Genomic DNA, 18,697 nt, shown 5'->3' on the forward strand with positions numbered 1-18,697 from the left:
CTATTACATTGTAATTCTATCTTTAGATTATAAAAAAAGGTTGGTTCATTAAGAGCCAACCTTTTTTATTACTAAATTTAAAAAACAATTATGTGTGTATAACATTTGAATAGCGAATAATAGGTGCATGCCCATTGCTCTCGAATGTCTGATACTGCTTAATTAAAAAGTCTGAAGATTGATACCCACAAGTATCAGCTATCTCCTTAAATGAGTTTTTTGTAAAGAATACCATTTCTAAACTTTGTATATATTTTCTCTTTTCGTGGAAAGATAAATATTCTTCCCCAAAGAAATATACGAAGTCATTATTAAAGCTCTCATGTGTTAATCCTTTTGCTGATAAAGCAAGAACTAAACTCTCTTTGTTATTAACTCTATTAGCTGCTAACTCTTTATATAAGGTTACATATTTAGCCTTATCTTTCATGTAAAAGTCTATATCTAATAAAGAATCAATGTGTTCATTGCTAAGATTTAGATAAAACAAATTAAGTACTATCTCTCCTCGTTTAGAATCTTTAAAAAATGTTCCTCCTAGTCCACATAATCTATTCTGTCTGTTTAAGCAGTTGAATTTGATATAATGGTATTGATCGCTACTTAGATTTTTGAACAAGTTAGGTAAGTCGCTAGATAGTACCTTCTTTATTTGTTCTTTAACGTCAGGAGTAATCTTCTCGAAGTTAACTTCTCTTATCTGATTAAAGTTGTCATCTAAGATCAAAGAGAAAGATTGAGCATATTGTATATTTTGCTGATGCTCTTTAATTGTAGCATAGTTGATATGCATTAACGATTCGAATAACGTGGTGGTCATAGAATCAAAATAGTTGTAATGAAATCTTTGCCAAGCTAAAGAATGCTTGTTAGCACTAATGTTAAGTTTTGCGAATTTCTCTATGAACTCTCCAAACACATCGGTGAGTTCTTCAAATAATTCAAGTGTCATAATTAAGTCGTTTGATTAGTTAGGTTTTGTTTTGGAAATTTATATAATTTTTTAATAAAAACAAACAAGTTTTTTTTAATTCTTTTATTCGTATTGATGTAAAAATTATACATAGCAATAAAATTCTTTAATTCTATTGCATTATAGTTAAAATAAGGATAGTGTGCTAAAGTCAGCAATACCACGTTTTAAGAAGGGTATGGTATAAGTAGGAAAGGTTGTAAATAGAAGTAATTTGCAAGGATTAGGAAGTGTCTGTTACATCTAAATATTTAACATTTGAAAGCGGTTATTGCCTATTTGTGACAGAGAAAAACAAACAAAAAAGCCGATTACGTGAGCAATCGGCTTTTAAAAATTAATACTTTTTAAAACCTGTAAAATTCATTTGTTTGGTAAACCATAGTTTGCCATTGGGTAAATCGAAACTACGAGGGGGAACATCTGCAAAGGTGAAGCCAATCTTCTCATAGCATTTAATTGCTCCTTCATTCCAATCGAATACGTTTAGTATTATATTCTCTCTCAATAGTTCTTTATGAGCATATCGTACAAAAGATATCATCATGCGTTGACCGTAACCTTTACCACGACTCTCTCTATCGCCTATCACGATACGTGCTAATTTAGCTATGTTATCATCCATGAGTACTATTTCACCTACACCGATGACGACATTATTCTCTGTGTCTATCGCTTTAAAGAACATTGAGTTATCTGTATTTAAGAAAGATACTATTTGTTGCTCTGTTAAAGGATGAGTGAATGCAGTTCCTCCGAATTGGACTAATTCATCATCAGAGAAATTCCAATTAAGCATAACAGGAATGTCATTAGTAGTAAATGGTTCTAGTTTTATCATAAATTCTTATTAAGTAAAACAAAGATATTAATTAATAAGATTGGATGGCAATATAGTTTATAATGGTTTGTTTAACTGAAGGAATTGTGATTTTAAGATAAAAAACACCTAAATAAAGGCATGGATAAAATAGAAAAGTGGTAAACTTGTATAAAATACAATAATATGGCAGGTAATACTTATGGCAATAGGTTTAGAGTAACTACATTCGGTGAGTCACACGGTGTAGCGATAGGTGGTATTATAGACGGCTGTCCAGCAGGTGTAACGTTAGATTTAGAGGCTATCCAACAGGAACTAGATAGACGTAAACCTGGGCAGTCTAAGATAGTAACACAGCGCAAAGAAGCTGATGAAGTAAAGTTTCTTTCAGGGATATTTGAAGGGAAGACAACAGGTACTCCGATAGGCTTTATGATAGAAAATACAAATTCGAAGTCTAAGGATTACGACCATATTAAAGATATTTATCGCCCTAGCCATGCGGATTATGTATATGATGAGAAGTACGGTCACCGTGATCACAGAGGTGGAGGACGTAGCTCTGCTCGTGAAACGGCAAGTAGAGTAGTGGCAGGTGCTATCGCAAAACAAGTATTGAAAGACTTGAATATAACGGCTTATGTAGCTTCTGTAGGAGATATCACAGTAGATAAGCCTTACCAAGAGCTAGATTTTAATCAAATAGAGTTGAACCCTGTACGCTGTGCTGATCCTGTAAAGGCAGTGCAAATGGAGGAGCTAATTAAAGACATAAAGAAAGATGGTGATTCTATAGGAGGGACTATTATCTGTGTGGTACAGAACGTGCCTGTAGGGTTAGGAGAACCTGTATTTGATCGTTTAGATGCTGATTTGGCAAAAGCTATGCTAGGGATTAATGCTGTAAAAGGAGTAGAGTTTGGTAGAGGATTTGAAGGAACGAAGATGAGAGGGAGCGAGCATAATGACTCTATCTTACCTGATGGCAGTACTACAACAAATAATGCAGGGGGTATAGTAGGGGGTATTAGCAACGGTATGGATATTTACTTTAGAGTTGCCTTTAAACCAACAGCCACTTTAATGAAAGATCAACAGTCTATTAATACAGCACACGAAGTAGTAACTGTACAAGGAAAGGGAAGACACGACGCCTGTGTATTACCTCGTGCAGTGCCTATTGTGGAAGCGATGACTGCAATCACGTTACTAGATTTTTATATAGAACAATTCGGAAGGAAGTAATATAAAAGAAGAGTTGAAATGAAGGTTATTGATTGCCTTTACTTCAACTCTTTTTTATATTTATAGTAGGGTTATTAACACCCTGATTAAGAATGAATATTCTTGAGTTAAAAACTCAAAGTAATAACCGTTCCCAACTGTAAATTAGAAGAGATATCAAAGTCGATATGATGTTGTTCGAAGATAATCGTAGCTAGGGATAGCCCTATACCACTGCCTTTAATCGTACCTACATTCTTACCTCGGTAGAATGTCTGCTTAATAAACGCAAGTTCGTCCTCTGCGATGCCCTTTCCGTTATCAGCGACGATTACCTGTAGTCGATTATCTCTGACAGTTAAAGTAATAGCGATAGGGTTATTATTAGAGTACTTTACAGCGTTCTCAATGATATTATAGAGTGCCAAGTGAATAAGTGTCTCATTTGCTCTAAATTCTAGTTTAGAGAAATCCTCTACTTGTATATCTATTTGTATCGTGGTTTTAAACTCGATTAGCTTCTCTTGAAGTGCTTCATAGATATTCCAAATTAGTTCATCTATTCTAATCAACCCGTGGTCTTTCTCCGCGTTCTTTAACCCTGATAAGAGCAATAGATTACTTAGAATATTTTCTATTTTATAGACGTTCTCTAAAGCGTCATGTGCTACCTGCTGATACTCCTCAGGAGTGCGTTCTTTCTGTGCAAAAACTTCAAGGTTCCCGCTGATAGCAGTCAGCGGTGTTTTAAACTCATGAGAGACATAATTAATAAAGTTTTTCTGTATTAGGAATGTCTCAGATAAGCGAGTTAAGAGGTTGTTATAGGTAGAGATAAGCTCTTCTAGTTCATCATTTGATTTAGGTACCTCTATACCCTGTTCTAGGTTAGAATAATTGACTTGATTGACCTGTTTTACGATGTTTTTAATTGGCTTGTAAGCGATGTTAGAGATGTATCTACTCAGGAAGTATATCGCTAATAAACCTCCGATTAATACTGCAGATAGGATAAGAATTAAGGTTCTCATTTGCCCTGTAAAATCAACTGTAGATTCTCTCGTAAAGACTACAAAATCTCCTTGATTATCGGGGTAATATATTCCGTAATAGAAGTGCTCTTTATTCTTAAAATGGTAACTCTTAAGCGTTCGTACCTTATTTAATTCTTCTCTCGTTAAGATGGGATCTTCTGTCAAAGCGCCATAAGCTAGTTCGCCATTATCGTTATAGACAGCGACGTTCTTAGACTGTATAGCAGCTCTAAATTCTTCTTTGATTACAGAGTGTTCACTTTGAGACAACTCGTCTTGTTCTAAGTAATAGATAGCTGATAGCAGGGTAGTGTTTTTAAGTGATCTATTAATCGAGTCTTGCGTCTTCGAGAAGTAGGCAAAGAAAATCAATAAAGAAGCAACCAAAAATACAATACCAAAGGCAATCGTGCTATAGGTGGTAAGACGAGTTCGTAAATTCATAAGTTATTCTTGTAGCATATAACCCGTTCCTTTAATGGTGTGGATTAGTTTACCATCTGATTCATTAATCTTATTTCTCAGATAAGAGATATAGACGTCTACCACATTTGTATTAGTGTCAAACTGAATACCCCATACACGCTCTAGTATCTGCATACGAGAGACTACGCGGTCTTTATTCTCCAGTAAGAATAAGAGTAGTTTATATTCACGTGGAGAGAGATCTATCTGTTTATCATTCTGAGTGACCAAGTGTTTCTCAGGGTCTACTTTCAGGTTGCGACAGATATATACTTGTTCTTTCTTTTCGTAATTAAACTTAGTTCGTCTTGTCAGTGCATTAATACGAGATAGTAGTTCACTAAAGTGAAAAGGTTTAGTCAGATAATCATCTGCACCACTGTCTAGTGCAGATATTTTATCCGATGTTTCACTAAGCGCACTTAACATTAAGATAGGAGTATAGTTCTTCTTAAAACGGATCATTTTAGTCAACTGTATACCATCTATACCAGGTAGCATAATATCCATAAGAATAAGGTCCCAATCATTATTTAAGACTAATTCTCTGGCTTCTTCTCCAGTTGAAGCAAGTTCTACTTGCATTCCGTTCTCTTCTAAACCCTTGACGATAAAGTCGCTAATACGCGAATCGTCTTCCACAAGTAATATATTCAAGGCTAAATTCTTTCTGTATTTGATTTCATAAAATCGGTTACTAAGTACGCAATTAGTTTACCTACTAATGCTGTATTCTGTTCTGCATCTAGAGAAGGCGCACCTTCACAAATGTGGATATATCCTGCATATCTAGATTTGGCAAAGTAGTGAATAAACTGTCTCAATCTTTCTGCTGAGAACCCTGTAGGAGTTATTGCGCTACTTGCTACTAATGGCACTGCGTCTAGATCTATTTCGATTCCGTACGTATTGTTGTCTATGTGTTTTTGAGCAGTAATTAATTCCGTATCAAAAGACTTCTCTTTTCGGATGCGTATCTGCTCGTATGTATTATACTTTACTCGATCTGCATTTAACTTTATTTCACTAAAGACTGTCTTAGAAGTATAGTTTTCATGTAGCCCGAAGATAAAGTAGTTCTTTAAGAACCCTTCTTCAAAAGCGTAAGAGAATCCATTTCCACTATGACGTCCCTCTAGTGGTCTGAAGTCTGTATGTGCATCAAAGTTAACTACGTTAATAGGTTTGCCCTTTGCTAGAGCAACTCCTTTGATATTGCCATAAGAGTTGTTATGTCCACCGCCGATTATAATAGGAATTTTACCTGCCTTAACGATATTTGCTATCGTATGTGATACTTCCTTATCTATAAGAGAGACAAGTTCAAATAATCTTTTGCGATCCTCTCTATTGTTTGGATCTAGCTTATTTGCTTCTTCTTGTTCTTCACTAAAGTCAAGATGCCCTAATAGGGTAACCCAACTTCCTTTGCAAAAGCGGTTATGTTGAATATTTAAAAAGCTATTTAAAAAAGACTGCCATGCAGACGAAGCTCCAGTGCGGCCTAGGTTAGCTTTAACGCCAATATCTTCAGGAATACCTACTACGACATAACGCGCGTCTAAAGTAGTTAGTTCATTCTGCCAGTTGTCATCAGATTCTAATATATGTACTCGCTCTCCAAACTTGATTTCACCACTTCTAAATTTAGTTAGTGAAGCAAGGTCACTTTTTTTGAATAGTTTGAGTTTTTGTTTAGTCATAATCAGTAGAGTATTGTGCTGTTTTACTTATGTTGTCGCTTTAATGATAGTCTTATATATTTTGTACTTTTCCATTTAGAATTACCTGATCGATATTATTAGTACCGAATGCGTAAGGTAGTTCATAGAACGAATGTAATGGTTTTGTTATAATTATACTTGCTTTTTTGCCTTTAGTTATACTTCCATACTCTTTTTGTACTCCCATAGCATACGCGCCATTGATTGTAGCAGCATTAATAGCCTCTTCAGGAGTCATTTTCATTTTAATACACGCTGTCGCTACTACGAAGTTCATATTACCTGAAGGAGTAGTCCCCGGATTAGAATCAGAAGCTAAAGCTAGTGGTAGTCCCGCATCTATCATCTTACGAGCAGGAGTATAAGGGATAGAAATAAAGAAAGAACATGTAGGTAGAGCTACAGGCATCGTCTTACTTCCTTTTAATATTTCGATATCTTCATCCGTTACGATTTCCAAGTGATCTACTGATAAGGCGCCATTCTTAACACAAGTCTCTATACCACCGATAGCAGTGAATTGGTTAACGTGTACTTTAGCGATTAAGCCATAAGCCTGTCCCGCTTGTATAATGCGTTCTGTCTCTTCACAAGAGAAATATCCAGTCTCTAAGAAAGCATCTACATACTCTGCCAAGTTCTCTTTAGCGATAGCAGGTATCATCTCGTTTACGATAAGATCTATGTAGCCCTGATGATTATCTTTGTATTCAGTAGGGAAGGCGTGAGCCCCTAAGAATGTAGCTTTGATTGCGATAGGATAGTTGTCTTTTAGCCTCTTGATTACTCTGAGCATCTTTAGCTCGGCTTCTAGTGTTAGTCCGTATCCTGACTTAATTTCTACAGCTCCAGTTCCTTGACTGATAACTTCTTCTAATCTTTTGCAAGATTGTTTGTATAGTTCTTCTTCTGTAGTCTCTTGTAATTTCTTAGCAGAGTTTAATATTCCACCCCCTCTATTAAAAATCTCTTCATAGCTAAGCCCGTTGATTCGATCTACGAATTCTAGTTCTCGGTTACCTGCATAGACTAGGTGAGTATGGCTATCAGCCCATGTAGGTAAGACAGTCTTACCAGTGGCATCTATCACTAGATCTATATTATCTGTACTAGGGCATTCATCCATTACTCCATAGTCTAGGATGATATCATCTTTTATTAATAGATAAGCATTATCTAGCTTAGGAAGTATCCCCATTGCTGCTCCCTCTAGTTTATCTATAGATTCTTCTCTAACTTGAAGTATTTCTTTAATATTTATAAGTAGTGTTTTCATGACTGTTGATGTTGTTTTTTTAGTTTTAAAATAGAATAAAAGTCTAAAATATTTTACCTTTAAGCAAATTTACAAAATGTGAGACGAGTTAAATATAAGAAAACTAGAAAACTTCAGCCCAATTCTCTTGAATATTCAGGTTCTTTTCCTGATGTTCCTATTTCAATGCAGCTATTTATCTATAATGAAAATACTTTTGAAGAGTATAATGATTTAAGCTTGAAAGAGATAGAGCAAATAATGGAGACTGCTTCGCCTAGCGCTATAAAGTGGTTTAACTTACATGGTTTGCACGATATTGAGTTATTAAAAGAAGTTGGTAATTTCTTTAGTATAGAATCTTACATTATGGCAGAGATACTTAACTTTTCTAGGAGAACTAGGGTAGAAGAGTTAGAAAATACGTTGTTCTTTAGTGTTAAGGCTATTTTACCTTATAGTAATGAGGAAACTACACTCGATGTAGAACAAATTAGTTTTATATTACAAGATAATGTGCTACTGTCTTTCCAAGAGAAAAGAGGCTCGTTCTTTAATCTAATTAGAGAGAGAATTCGCACTAAAACTGGTCAAACAAGAAAGAAAGATTCTGGGTATTTATTATATGGGTTACTAGATTCGCTTATGGAAAGCTACTTTACAGCATTGGATTTTATAGAAGATAATGTAGAACATGTATTAGTAGAAGCTAGAACAAAGTATCACAAAGATGTCTTAATTCGAATAGAAGAGTACACACAACAACTTCAAGAGGTGAAGCGTGCAATTATCCCATTAAGAGAAGTGCTATACAATCTAAAAACACAACATGATAAGAAGAATGTGGACTGTGTGATTAGTAAGAGTAGTATCGGATTCTTTGATCGACTACAATATAAGAGTTTCGAAATGTTAGATCAGATCGACTATAATCTAAATAAATTAGATAGTGCAACTAACTATTTTTTCTCTTCACAGAGCAATCGTATGAATGAGATTATGAAAGTGCTAACTATCGTGTCTGTTATCTTTATCCCGTTAACTTTTATTGTAGGAGTATACGGAATGAACTTTGAGAATATGCCTGAATTAAAAACAGAGAACGGTTATTTTTATACGATAGGGGTGATGGTCACGCTTGTTTTTGTGATGATTAGCTATTTTAAATGGAAGAAGTGGTTTTAACTTCTTGTGAATTATGATTGTAGTTATACTGTTTGTTTTAGTTAGCCTTCTTTGTTTTGTTTTTTATAAGAACCCATGGCTGTATAGAAGAGGTGGTGAGCATGTCAAGTTAGTGATGTGGATGAAAGATAATCTACATTTAACTACCTCAAAAGCAGTAGGGTATATCCGATCACTTGTGCTGTTTTTATTTATGGGAACGCTGATTGGCGCAGTATATTTAAACTATTTTTATTTGCCTGAATATCAGGTTAATTTAGATTCTGAAGCTGATGTATTCGTACAGATTCGGGAGATTGGGGGGGATATAGCTGATAGAATAGCCTTATTTTTTAAAGAGAACACATGGGCTGTTTATATACTGTTCTTATCGATTGCTATTTATTGGAACTACAGTAGCTTTAAAGATAAGGAGTGGGTATATGAGCACAGACACCCTTCTAGAAGAACGACAGTGTATATAATCCGAGAGCTTTTTGGTAAGGGAGTATCTCGTATCATTAATATTATTATGTCAACGTCTTTCTTATTGATGATCTTAGGAGCAACGATATATCATTTTTACGAAACTTATTTTATCACAAAGTAAGTTCAACTAGTTATAGAGACGGGGTATCTTGACTTTTTAAAGAAGATTCCTATTCTAGCCTACTAACAAATGATATGATTATTTTTAAATATTGACCTAGAAGAATGGTCTGAAAAATCCCAATAAAACTGATATTCATTGCTTTGCAAAGGTAGGTGTTAAAAACCAAACCTTTTTAATACATCCGTATATTTTGCTATAAATTAAATAGACTAATATTTGATTTACTAACTTTCGTTGTTTAAGCAATAGAATTGATATGCTTTTAATTAGCTATTTTACTGGATCAAAGTAAACTAGAAAGTTAAGATGACTTTAAGACAAAAAAAAGCTCTATCAACAACAATAGAGCTTTATAATAGGAAACAACATTATAACTTAAATAGAACATAGTTCTATGATAGTTCATATCGCGAATCTCCGTTTGTTTGTCTAAACAAAGAGGAGTGATATTGGTTCTATGTGTTATACTCTGAAGATACATCTATGTATTTATCAAATCTTTATCACAAGAACTAAAGTTTTTTAAGAAGGAATATCTTCTTATAAACTCACAGGACAAAAGTATACAAAAGCCTTTGCATTATTTCCTAAATAGACGCTAAAACTTATTAAAAGGGTGCTTTTTGCGAATAAAAGATAGGGAATGTTAATCTATATTGCTTACATCTTCAAATTATACTAAAAGCAATATACTTTTCTAATTAAATAATAAAAATCCTAGGCGTATTAGTTTGACAGTGAATGTCTTTTTTAACTTTTTAGTAGTTTTAGGTAATATTCGTTGAATAATATTTAACAACTATGCGGTAAACCACTTGGATAATACCGAATGTCTACTTCTTAATCTACATTAAGCAATCTCCATTTATTAAGTTGTAATTTTATACTACTTCAAAGCAAGAGTGTTTGGGAGTTTAGAGTTTATAAGAAAGTTACAAAATTAAAGAAAGAAGATATGGAAATAGGAATAAGCATGTTTGGAGATTTAAGATTTGACAAACAAAATAACAAGTATCAATTAGCAGGACAACGTATAAAAGAGATTATAGAAGAAGTGAAGTTGATGGATGAAGTGGGATTAGATGTATTCGGAATAGGAGAGCATCATCGCGAGGATTACGCTGTATCGGCACCTGATATTATATTAGCAGGAGCTGCTACGGTAACTCAGAATATAAAACTAACTAGTGCAGTAACAGTATTGAGCTCTGATGATCCTGTACGTGTATATGAAGCATTCTCTTCTATAAACGCCTTATCTGGTGGAAGAGCAGAGATAACAGTAGGTAGAGGTAGTTTTATAGAGTCATTTCCACTGTTTGGATATGATTTAAATGATTACAATGAATTGTTTACAGAGAAATTAAATCTACTTTTAAACGTTAACTTGGTAGAAGGTCCTTTGACGTGGACAGGTAAACACCGCCCTTCTTTAAAAGAGCAAGAAGTATTCCCCCGAAGTGAGAATCCACTAGATATATGGATAGCAGCTGGTGGAACACCAGAGTCTGTGTTAAGAGCAGCTAAGCTAGGATTGCCATTGGTATTTGCTATTATAGGAGGAATGCCTGAGCAGTATAAACCTTTCTTTGACTACTATAAAGCAGAGTATATTAATGCTGGACATGATATTAGCAAAATGCAAGTAGCAACACATTCACACGGATTAATAGGCGTAGATGGTACTGCATTCTCTAAAGCGTATTATCCTACATATAAGGAACAAATGGATCGCATAGGCGCTTCTCGTGGATGGCAACCTTATACTTATGAGCAATATGAGGGAGGAAGAAGTAGAGATGGGGCATTATTTATAGGAGACCCTAATCAAGTAGTGGATAAAATATTATATCACCAAGAGATGTTTGGATTGACAAGATGGTTAATACACAGTGATTTAGGTGCACCAGATCATTTGACTCAAATGAAATCAATAGAGTTATTAGGGACAAAAGTAGCACCTGAAGTTAGAAAGGCATTGTCTAAATAATACTATATTATCCCTCTTCTGTAAATTAGAAGGGGGATTTTTTATAAGTATTTTTTTAGAATCAAGATAGACTCTTCTATCTGCTGCGTCGTTAAAGACCCGAAACTAAAACGTATTCCTTGAAGTTCAGGTAGATAAGAGAACCTACTAGGTCCCATAATCTTAATGCGTTCTTTTTGTAGTTGCGCTTCTAGAGTTGACCACTTAATCTTTTTAAGAGGAACTAGCCATATCGCTAGACCACCATCTGCAATGGTATGCTCTACTATGTCTTTTAGGTGTATGTCTAATAGGTTAGCTGTAAGATCTCTTTTGTCTTTGTAGTAATTATGTGCTTTTTTGAGGTGTTTTCGGATTGTGCCGTCCTCCATTAATTGTAGTACAGCTTGTTCCATAATATTATCTCCTTGTACATCTATGATGCTTCTAAGTTCACCTATTTTAGCGATTAGCTGGCTATCTGTAGCGATATATCCTATACGAAGTGATGGCGCAACTACCTTACTCAATGTTCCTATATACACATAATTAGCGATATTAGGAAGGCTGCTGATAGGCATAATGGGTCTATGTCCATAGTGAAACTCATAGTCATAATCATCCTCTATAATCGAAAAGTTGTATTGATTAGATAATTCGATCAGTTTATACCTTCTTTGTAAACTTAATGTAGCTGTCGTAGGGTATTGATGATGAGGAGTTAGATAAATAGCCTTGATGTTCTTGTATTTCTTTAGATAATCTTCCACCTGATTGATATTGATACCTTGACTATCTACATCAGCATATAATAGCTGCGCTCCTGCGTGCTCAAATGTGTTCCATGCTTTTTTATATCCTGGATGTTCTACTATGACGTAATCATTAGGCTTAAGGAGTACTTGTGCCACTAAGTACATCGCCATCTGACTACCACGTGAGATACAGATCTCCTCGGCTGTTACCTGCATTCCTCTTAGGTGATTCAGCATCTTACTGATGTGTTCTCTAAACTCATATAACCCTAATGGAGAAGAATATCCCATCATCTGCCACTTGCCTTTTCTCTTAAATATTTGGCGATAAGCGCGAGCCAACTCCTCTACTGGAGCGATAGAGGTATCGGGGTTACCATCATCCACCATAATGGTATAATTGATTTGGTTTTTGTTCTCCTCGATTACCTCTTTTGATTTCTTCTTGATTGTTTCTTTTCCTGATAATTTAGATACATAAGTCCCACTGCGCGACTTAGACTCTATCCATCCTTCACTTAGCAGTACGTCATATGCTTCTATAACTGTATTTCTATTTACCCCAATAATCTCTGCTAGTTTTCGACTACCAGGTAGAGCCTCTTCTTCTTTTAATTGGCCAAGCTGAATAGCTTCGATAATTGCATCAGCTATTTGAAGATAGATAGCTTTGTTATTTGTATTGTTTAACTGTATTTGAAGAGGCCATGGTCTTAGCATAACTGGACTAGAATTTGTTTTATATTTATGATATTGATATTAGTCCAAATATACGAGTTAAAAATGAGCTCTTATGCTAAGAATATTTATTTCTTAGTATTGATTTTGGTACAATTAGATTGCTTATTTATACAGTTAAATCCATCATATAACGGATAGCACAAAGGAGAGGAAATAGGAATAACACAATGATTACTTCCCATGATCAAAAATCTAACATTTATTCTGAGTATAAAGACTATATGAGCTAATGATACGATAGTTTTTGTTTGTTTGTTATTGTCTTAGAATTGAACCATAAAGTATTTCTTTTTCTTTTTTCTAAGCAAGTAATCGTATTTGTATTTAAAAATAGGAATTATAACATATCCTTTATTTGTAAGCTTGCGATATAGTGGCTCTGGTAAATCATCAGTTATATATGAATTTTTACCTTGAGCAGCGGATTCTTGTAGTTTTGTTATTATTAGAGTATATTTTTCTTCTAAAGCATTTTCTGCAATAGAATTAAGTTGATCGGCAGTCATTTGATATTTATTTGTTTTTATTAAAAACGAAATTACAAATTTATCATACAAATACAGGTATTACTGTCGTTAATTTGTTATAATTGGTTTTAATTTTATTAATTATGATTGACTATTGATTTTTTACTCTGATATATTTAAAGTTGGTTCTTTAATAGGTTTTAATGGTTAAAAAATAGATTATAATTGAATTATATACATTAAAACATTTTATATAACTTATAAATTAGTATATTTTATTATTGTATAGTGGAGATTGTTGTGTAATTATGATATATTATCGACTTTAAAATCATGAATTGTATAAAATAAAACTTAAAGAATTAAATAAAATGACAGGAGTGTTAAAAATTATAAAATAATATGTATTTTTGTCTTTGTGTAACTAACAAATTTGATTTGTGTTTACTATAAAAGGATATGAAGAAATTGTATTTAACTACTTTAGGAGTAGCTTTATTGAGTTTTGTGTCTGTATCAGCGCAGAAGATAGAAGGAAGAGTTTTTGATAAAAAAACGAATACTCCAATTACAGAAGGTGAGGTAACGTTTTTTAATAATACAGGCGAGAGAATCGCTACAGTATATACATTAACAGATGGGACATATTCATTTGAACCGAAGAAAATAAGTGATATACACAAGGTTTCTACTGCTGCTAAAAGTTATAGTAAAGCTGAAGTAGTTATAAATCAAATGGATAAGGGAGTTATAGCAAACTTTGGACTAACTGCAAGTACTGGAAGCACTGATAGAGCATATACTTCTGGAATGCCTAACTCATCGGAGCAAACTAGTGTAACTAGAGCTAGTTATGATGGTAGTACATTACCTTCTTTTTACTATGATTTTAATAGTTCTTATTTGACACCTGATAATAAAGCATCTGTAGATCAGATCGTAGCTTATATGTATAATAATCGCGATGCTAGAGTTAGAATTCACGTTTATTTTGATACTAGAGGGAATGCTAAATACGACGAATGGTTATCAGATCGTAGAGCTGATAGAGTGATTAATTATATGATAATGAAAGGTATAGATCCTTCAAGACTATTGAAGTGGATAGAGACTATAGGTAGTAATATCGCCCCAAAAGGCATGGGTAGTAAAGGTGGTGCAGCAGAGAGTAGAAGATGTGATTTTGATATAATATAATAATATACTATTTTAAGGAAGCTCCAAGACATTGTGTTTTGGAGCTTTTTTTATGTTTGCTGATAGACTAATAAAATTATCAATAAATAAGGAGAGTTGGGACATTTGTCTTACTTTTGAGCTTTAATAACAACACTAACATAACATGACACTAAAGTATCAAGGAAAGACGAAAGATGTTTATAGTCTTTCAAATAATCAGGTTCTTTTAAAATTTAAAGATGATGTAACTGGAGAGAATGGAGTATTTGACCCAGGCGCAAATACAGTAGGACTTACAATAGACGGAGCAGGTAGAAGTGGTCTGAAAATGACAAAACACTTCTTCGAAGTCTTAGCAGAAAAACAAGTGGAGACGCATTATGTATCTGCTGATTTGGATGAAGTATCTATGGTAGTTAAAGAGGCTACACCATTCGGTAAAGGATTAGAAGTAATCTGTAGATATAGAGCTGTAGGTAGTTTCTTTAGAAGATATGGGGCTTACTGCACAGAAGGACAGCCATTAGATAGTTTCGTAGAGGTAACAATCAAAGATGATGAGAGAGCAGACCCTACGATCTCTGATGATGCACTAGAAATGTTAGGTATATTATCTAAAGAAGAATATAATATCCTTAAACAACGCACAAAACAAATCTGTCAAATCATTAAAGATGAATTAGCTACTAAGAACTTAGAGCTATATGATATCAAGTTAGAGTTCGGTAGAGATAAGGCGACTAATGAGATTATCTTAATCGATGAAATATCAGGTGGAAATATGAGAGTATATAAAGACAATACATATATCGCTCCTCTTGATTTAGAGAAAGAGTTCTTAAAATAAAAATATAAAAAGGGATATTACACTGTAATATCCCTTTTTCGCTTAAAATCCTATTATACAGACTCGTTTTGTGTGTCTGTAACTTTCTTAGGTTCTGTAATGGACTCTTTAGCCATTGCAGTTTCTGTATTAGTTTCTCTAGTAGCTTGTTTGAATTCTTTAATTCCTGTTCCAAGTCCTTTCATTAATTCTGGAATTTTCTTACCTCCAAAAAGTAATAAAGCTATTGCAACAACAACTATTAATTCAGATGGAGCTACCCCTCCTAATGGGATGATTGTTGAAATCATATTGCAAAGTTATTTTGATTGAGAAAAACAAATGTAATTAAGAGAATGGTTATTGAAATACTTTTTAACACTATTTTAATTGTGAATTTGCAAATTAATAATTCACTATAATACTATTTTATCAATGTAATAAGAGTTCATTATTCGCAATATTCCCATATAACTCATGTGAAAAGAAATAGTATCACCTACCTTTAACCCATCTGGATTATCGGCTAGATCTATAACCATCATATCTGAACTAGACCCTACGAAAGTGATTTTTTTGTTAATAGGAGTGATGTGATCTTCTTCTATGTCAAGTAATCCTAAATCAATAATAGCTCGATAGTTCACACTATTCTCCCATTCTGGATCTAGTTCTACTTTTTCTCCTGTCATTTTAAGCCCTATTTCTCCATCTGGCATCATGGGCTTCTCGTGTAGCTCTATTATTTCGGCATGTAGGGTAAATACATTTTGCTTATAGTCATCATACTCTGTGTTATCATAAGCATTAGTTCCCATAAATAAGGTTTCACCTATGCGAAAATGATTGATAGCAGACGGCAGACTACCATTTAACAACAAAGGAATGGTCACTGAGGCGCCACCAGATAGATAAGGGATCTTTTGGTTAAACTTTAGCTCTAATAGTTCTTTATATAATGCTAACTGTATAAGCTTATCATTATTGGGAAGTACACCATACATACAGGTCAGGTTAGTTCCTAATCCGATAATCTGAATGCCAGGTAGTGTAAACACTTGCTGATAGAAGTCTATTAAATCATCTCTTAAGACTCCCTCTCGCAGTTCGCCTAATTCTACCATAATGACTATCTGGTGTATCTTACCCTGTTTGATAGCTTCTTTAGACAGTAGTTTTATGGTTTCTAGTTCTGTATTAAAGCTGATATCTGCAAACTCAACTATCTCATCAATACTCCCATTAGGAGCAGGTTTTATGTAAATAGTTTCAATATTAGGATCTATAGATTTGATAGTCTTTAGATTAGAAACTCTAGAGTCACATATTTGTTTGGGTTTTAACGCTAAAACTTCCTTTAAGAAAGTCTCGTTACCACATAATAACTTACCTACGACAGCCCACTGAGTATTATTATTTGCAAATAATACACTGAGGTTGTCGTAATTGTGTTTTAGCTTGTTTCTATCTAAGGTTATATAAGCCATCTTTTATCTTGTTAATCTCATTTCGATATACTTCTTCTCAAATCCCAATCTTTCGTATAGGTTTTGAGCAGGATTATCTCTATCAACATGAAGTGCTATCGAACCTTGGGCTTCTGTTTTTACTCGTTCTAGTAATTGTTTTCCCAGTCCTTGACCACGTACACTCGCATCTATAGCGATGTAGACTAAGATATGTTCGGGGATGAAGCCATCCATTAGGGTATCTAATACTACTGCGATACCAATAATATCCTGTTGTTGGTCAAATGCTGATAGTATAAAACCTCCAGGCTTATTATTTCGTGCTAATGCATAGTCTATTGCCTTTCTGATATCTTCTTCTTTATCTCCATATTGTTCAAGATGTTGATGTAGAAAGGTGATATATTGATTAATTTGCTCGTCAGTAACGGATGTTCTTTGGTCTATTTTATGAATTGTAAGCATAAAAATGATGTTTTTTTAGATGCTTATTTAGGCTTTAAACAAAGATGAAGACAAAAAAGAAAAGGTGCGTACTAGACCTTTGATTTGAAAGTAAGAAAACAAAAACGATTAGTCGTTTTTGTTGAATATCTCTTCTAATAAAACAGCTAAATAAGCTTGATTAAATAAATTCGATTTCTGTAAAAGTAATAAAACAATGCCGTTTTGGCAAATTAAAAAGGAATTTATTGATAAAAGAGCAGTGAAATATAGTTGTATTTACGTATAATTCTTTAAAATAAAAGAGGGAAGTAACGGAGTGATTTTTAACAAAGAAAGGAGACAGCTTAGTAAGAATAGTGGAGATAAACAGAGAAAGCTATTCATCTTAGATGAATAGCTTTCTCTGTTTATTATCAATAGATTATAGGTCTAATCTATATGTTTTTCTTTCTTTGTGAATCTCTGGATTTAGTTGTTTCCAAAGTTGTTGAATCTTATTGTTTTCTACTAACAGAGGATTGGTTTCTATGAAAGAGATATTATGCTTTGTAAAACATTTGTAAATTTCTTCAAATATTACTGCTGTTACACCTTTATTTCTATATTCAGGGTCTACGCCGATTAGGTAAAACTCTGCGTGGTCATTCTTTTTGACAGCCTGAAGTAAATGCCAAAAGCCAAAAGGAAACAGCTTGCCATTTGCTTTCTGGAATGCTCTAGAGAAAGATGGCATTGTGATAGCAAAAGCAATCATCTTATTATGCTCATCCATAATACAAGAGATATAATCAGGATGTATAAACTTCAAGTATTTCTGTTTATAGTGCTCTACTTGGAAAGGTTCGATAGGGACGAAGCTCTGTAGATCAGCATACGTTTTATTTAGCAAGGCAAACATCTCATCTACATAAGGCATCAGCTCTTTAATAGTTTGAAATTCCAGAACTTTTACTTTATAGCGTTCTCTGACTAGTTTAGACATTTTATTGATCTTCTCCTTTTCGTATAGTCCTAGATCAAGTTTGTATTCTATCCATTCTGCTTCAGGCTTAAAACCTAGTTGTTCTAGATGCTTAGGGTAGTACTGGTGATTATATAACCCAATCATCGTAGCTACATAGTCAAATCCCTTAGTCAGCATGCCAGCTTTATCCATATTAGAGAATCCCATAGGTCCCTCTATATATTCCATGTTTTTGCTTTTACCAAATTCAATTACCTTATCAAGTAATGCTTTGGTAACAGTAATATCATCAATCATCTCAAGCCATCCAAAACGCACTTTAGGTTTGTGCAAATCGTTGACTTCGGTCCAGTTAATACAACAAGCTACTCGACCTACGATTTCATTGTTTTTATAAGCAAGATAAAAGTGTACATCCACTGTCTTGAAAATGTCATTGTTTTTATCAAAACTTTTGACCTCTTCTTTTATCATAGAAGGCACCCAGTACTTGTTGTCTTTATATAATTTAAAAGGGAACTTGACAAACTCTATGATTTCACTCTTTGTCTTCGCTTCTCTAATCTCAATCATTTTATCTAGATATTTTATTAACCACTGTTGTT

The 18,697-nt window shown here is 33.8% G+C and carries 18 protein-coding genes; 6 read left to right on the top strand and 12 right to left on the bottom strand.

The window, feature by feature from the left end; translation table 11 throughout:
* Positions 1-88 precede the first annotated feature (88 nt).
* Both LNQ81_RS13815 and LNQ81_RS13820 read right to left on the bottom strand, forming a co-directional pair.
* A complete protein-coding gene (locus LNQ81_RS13815; RefSeq protein WP_229947700.1) occupies positions 89-952 on the bottom strand; it encodes a hypothetical protein in 864 nt (287 codons plus the stop codon).
* Positions 953-1,310: 358 nt separating this feature from the next.
* A complete protein-coding gene (locus LNQ81_RS13820; protein ID WP_229947702.1) occupies positions 1,311-1,814 on the bottom strand; it encodes a GNAT family N-acetyltransferase in 504 nt (167 codons plus the stop codon).
* Positions 1,815-1,979: 165 nt separating this feature from the next.
* On the opposite strand from LNQ81_RS13820, the gene aroC reads away from it, so the two are divergent.
* Complete coding sequence (aroC, locus tag LNQ81_RS13825) at positions 1,980-3,041, top strand: chorismate synthase (RefSeq protein WP_229947704.1); 1,062 nt, start codon at positions 1,980-1,982, stop codon at positions 3,039-3,041.
* A 107-nt stretch (positions 3,042-3,148) separates the two neighbouring features.
* Here the strand turns inward: aroC and LNQ81_RS13830 are convergent, their stop codons facing one another.
* From LNQ81_RS13830 to hutI, 4 genes are read right to left on the bottom strand one after another with little or no spacing between them, the layout of a single operon-like run.
* Complete coding sequence (locus tag LNQ81_RS13830; protein ID WP_229947706.1) at positions 3,149-4,498, bottom strand: HAMP domain-containing sensor histidine kinase; 1,350 nt, start codon at positions 4,496-4,498, stop codon at positions 3,149-3,151.
* A gap of 3 nt (positions 4,499-4,501) precedes the next feature.
* Positions 4,502-5,176 carry a response regulator transcription factor gene (locus LNQ81_RS13835; RefSeq protein ID WP_229947708.1) on the bottom strand — a complete coding sequence of 225 codons (675 nt, stop codon included), beginning with the start codon at positions 5,174-5,176 and terminating at the stop codon, positions 4,502-4,504.
* A gap of 2 nt (positions 5,177-5,178) precedes the next feature.
* Positions 5,179-6,222 carry a formimidoylglutamase gene (locus LNQ81_RS13840; protein WP_229947710.1) on the bottom strand — a complete coding sequence of 348 codons (1,044 nt, stop codon included), beginning with the start codon at positions 6,220-6,222 and terminating at the stop codon, positions 5,179-5,181.
* A 52-nt stretch (positions 6,223-6,274) separates the two neighbouring features.
* Positions 6,275-7,519: an imidazolonepropionase gene (gene hutI / locus LNQ81_RS13845; RefSeq protein ID WP_229947712.1), complete on the bottom strand. Its 1,245-nt coding sequence runs from the start codon at positions 7,517-7,519 to the stop codon at positions 6,275-6,277.
* A gap of 78 nt (positions 7,520-7,597) precedes the next feature.
* Here hutI and corA point away from each other — a divergent pair, with 78 nt between their 5' ends.
* From corA to LNQ81_RS13860, 3 genes are all read left to right on the top strand, one after another.
* Positions 7,598-8,683, top strand: coding sequence for a magnesium/cobalt transporter CorA (gene corA / locus LNQ81_RS13850; protein ID WP_229947714.1), 1,086 nt, complete (start codon positions 7,598-7,600; stop codon positions 8,681-8,683).
* A gap of 13 nt (positions 8,684-8,696) precedes the next feature.
* Positions 8,697-9,272 (top strand): hypothetical protein, encoded by a 576-nt coding sequence (locus LNQ81_RS13855; protein WP_229947716.1) that lies wholly within the window; start codon positions 8,697-8,699, stop codon positions 9,270-9,272.
* Between the two features lie 958 nt (positions 9,273-10,230).
* The gene (locus LNQ81_RS13860) at positions 10,231-11,265 is read left to right on the top strand and encodes an LLM class flavin-dependent oxidoreductase (RefSeq protein WP_229947717.1); all 1,035 of its coding nucleotides are present in this window, start codon (positions 10,231-10,233) and stop codon (positions 11,263-11,265) included.
* A 41-nt stretch (positions 11,266-11,306) separates the two neighbouring features.
* On the opposite strand, the gene pdxR is transcribed toward LNQ81_RS13860, so the two are convergent.
* Positions 11,307-12,719: a MocR-like pyridoxine biosynthesis transcription factor PdxR gene (gene pdxR, locus LNQ81_RS13865; RefSeq protein WP_229947719.1), complete on the bottom strand. Its 1,413-nt coding sequence runs from the start codon at positions 12,717-12,719 to the stop codon at positions 11,307-11,309.
* Positions 12,720-13,003: 284 nt separating this feature from the next.
* Positions 13,004-13,246, bottom strand: a complete 243-nt coding sequence (locus LNQ81_RS13870; protein WP_229947721.1) for a hypothetical protein — start codon at positions 13,244-13,246, stop codon at positions 13,004-13,006.
* A gap of 420 nt (positions 13,247-13,666) precedes the next feature.
* On the opposite strand from LNQ81_RS13870, the gene LNQ81_RS13875 reads away from it, so the two are divergent.
* Positions 13,667-14,404, top strand: a complete 738-nt coding sequence (locus LNQ81_RS13875; RefSeq protein ID WP_229947723.1) for an OmpA family protein — start codon at positions 13,667-13,669, stop codon at positions 14,402-14,404.
* Positions 14,405-14,549: 145 nt separating this feature from the next.
* Entirely contained in the window at positions 14,550-15,233 is a 684-nt protein-coding gene (locus LNQ81_RS13880; protein ID WP_229947724.1) for a phosphoribosylaminoimidazolesuccinocarboxamide synthase, read from the top strand.
* A 53-nt stretch (positions 15,234-15,286) separates the two neighbouring features.
* Here LNQ81_RS13880 and LNQ81_RS13885 read toward each other — a convergent pair whose 3' ends face one another.
* The 4 genes from LNQ81_RS13885 to LNQ81_RS13900 form a co-directional block, all read right to left on the bottom strand.
* The gene (locus LNQ81_RS13885; protein WP_121964682.1) at positions 15,287-15,523 is read right to left on the bottom strand and encodes a Sec-independent protein translocase subunit TatA/TatB; all 237 of its coding nucleotides are present in this window, start codon (positions 15,521-15,523) and stop codon (positions 15,287-15,289) included.
* Positions 15,524-15,628: 105 nt separating this feature from the next.
* Entirely contained in the window at positions 15,629-16,699 is a 1,071-nt protein-coding gene (locus LNQ81_RS13890) for an alanine racemase (RefSeq protein ID WP_229947726.1), read from the bottom strand.
* A 3-nt stretch (positions 16,700-16,702) separates the two neighbouring features.
* Complete coding sequence (locus LNQ81_RS13895) at positions 16,703-17,146, bottom strand: GNAT family N-acetyltransferase (RefSeq protein ID WP_229947728.1); 444 nt, start codon at positions 17,144-17,146, stop codon at positions 16,703-16,705.
* Positions 17,147-17,549: 403 nt separating this feature from the next.
* The gene (locus LNQ81_RS13900; RefSeq protein WP_229947730.1) at positions 17,550-18,665 is read right to left on the bottom strand and encodes an N-acetyltransferase; all 1,116 of its coding nucleotides are present in this window, start codon (positions 18,663-18,665) and stop codon (positions 17,550-17,552) included.
* Positions 18,666-18,697: the final 32 nt, after the last annotated feature.

Origin of the sequence: Myroides oncorhynchi (genome assembly GCF_020905415.1) — a bacterium.
Lineage (GTDB): Bacteria > Bacteroidota > Bacteroidia > Flavobacteriales > Flavobacteriaceae > Flavobacterium > Flavobacterium oncorhynchi_A.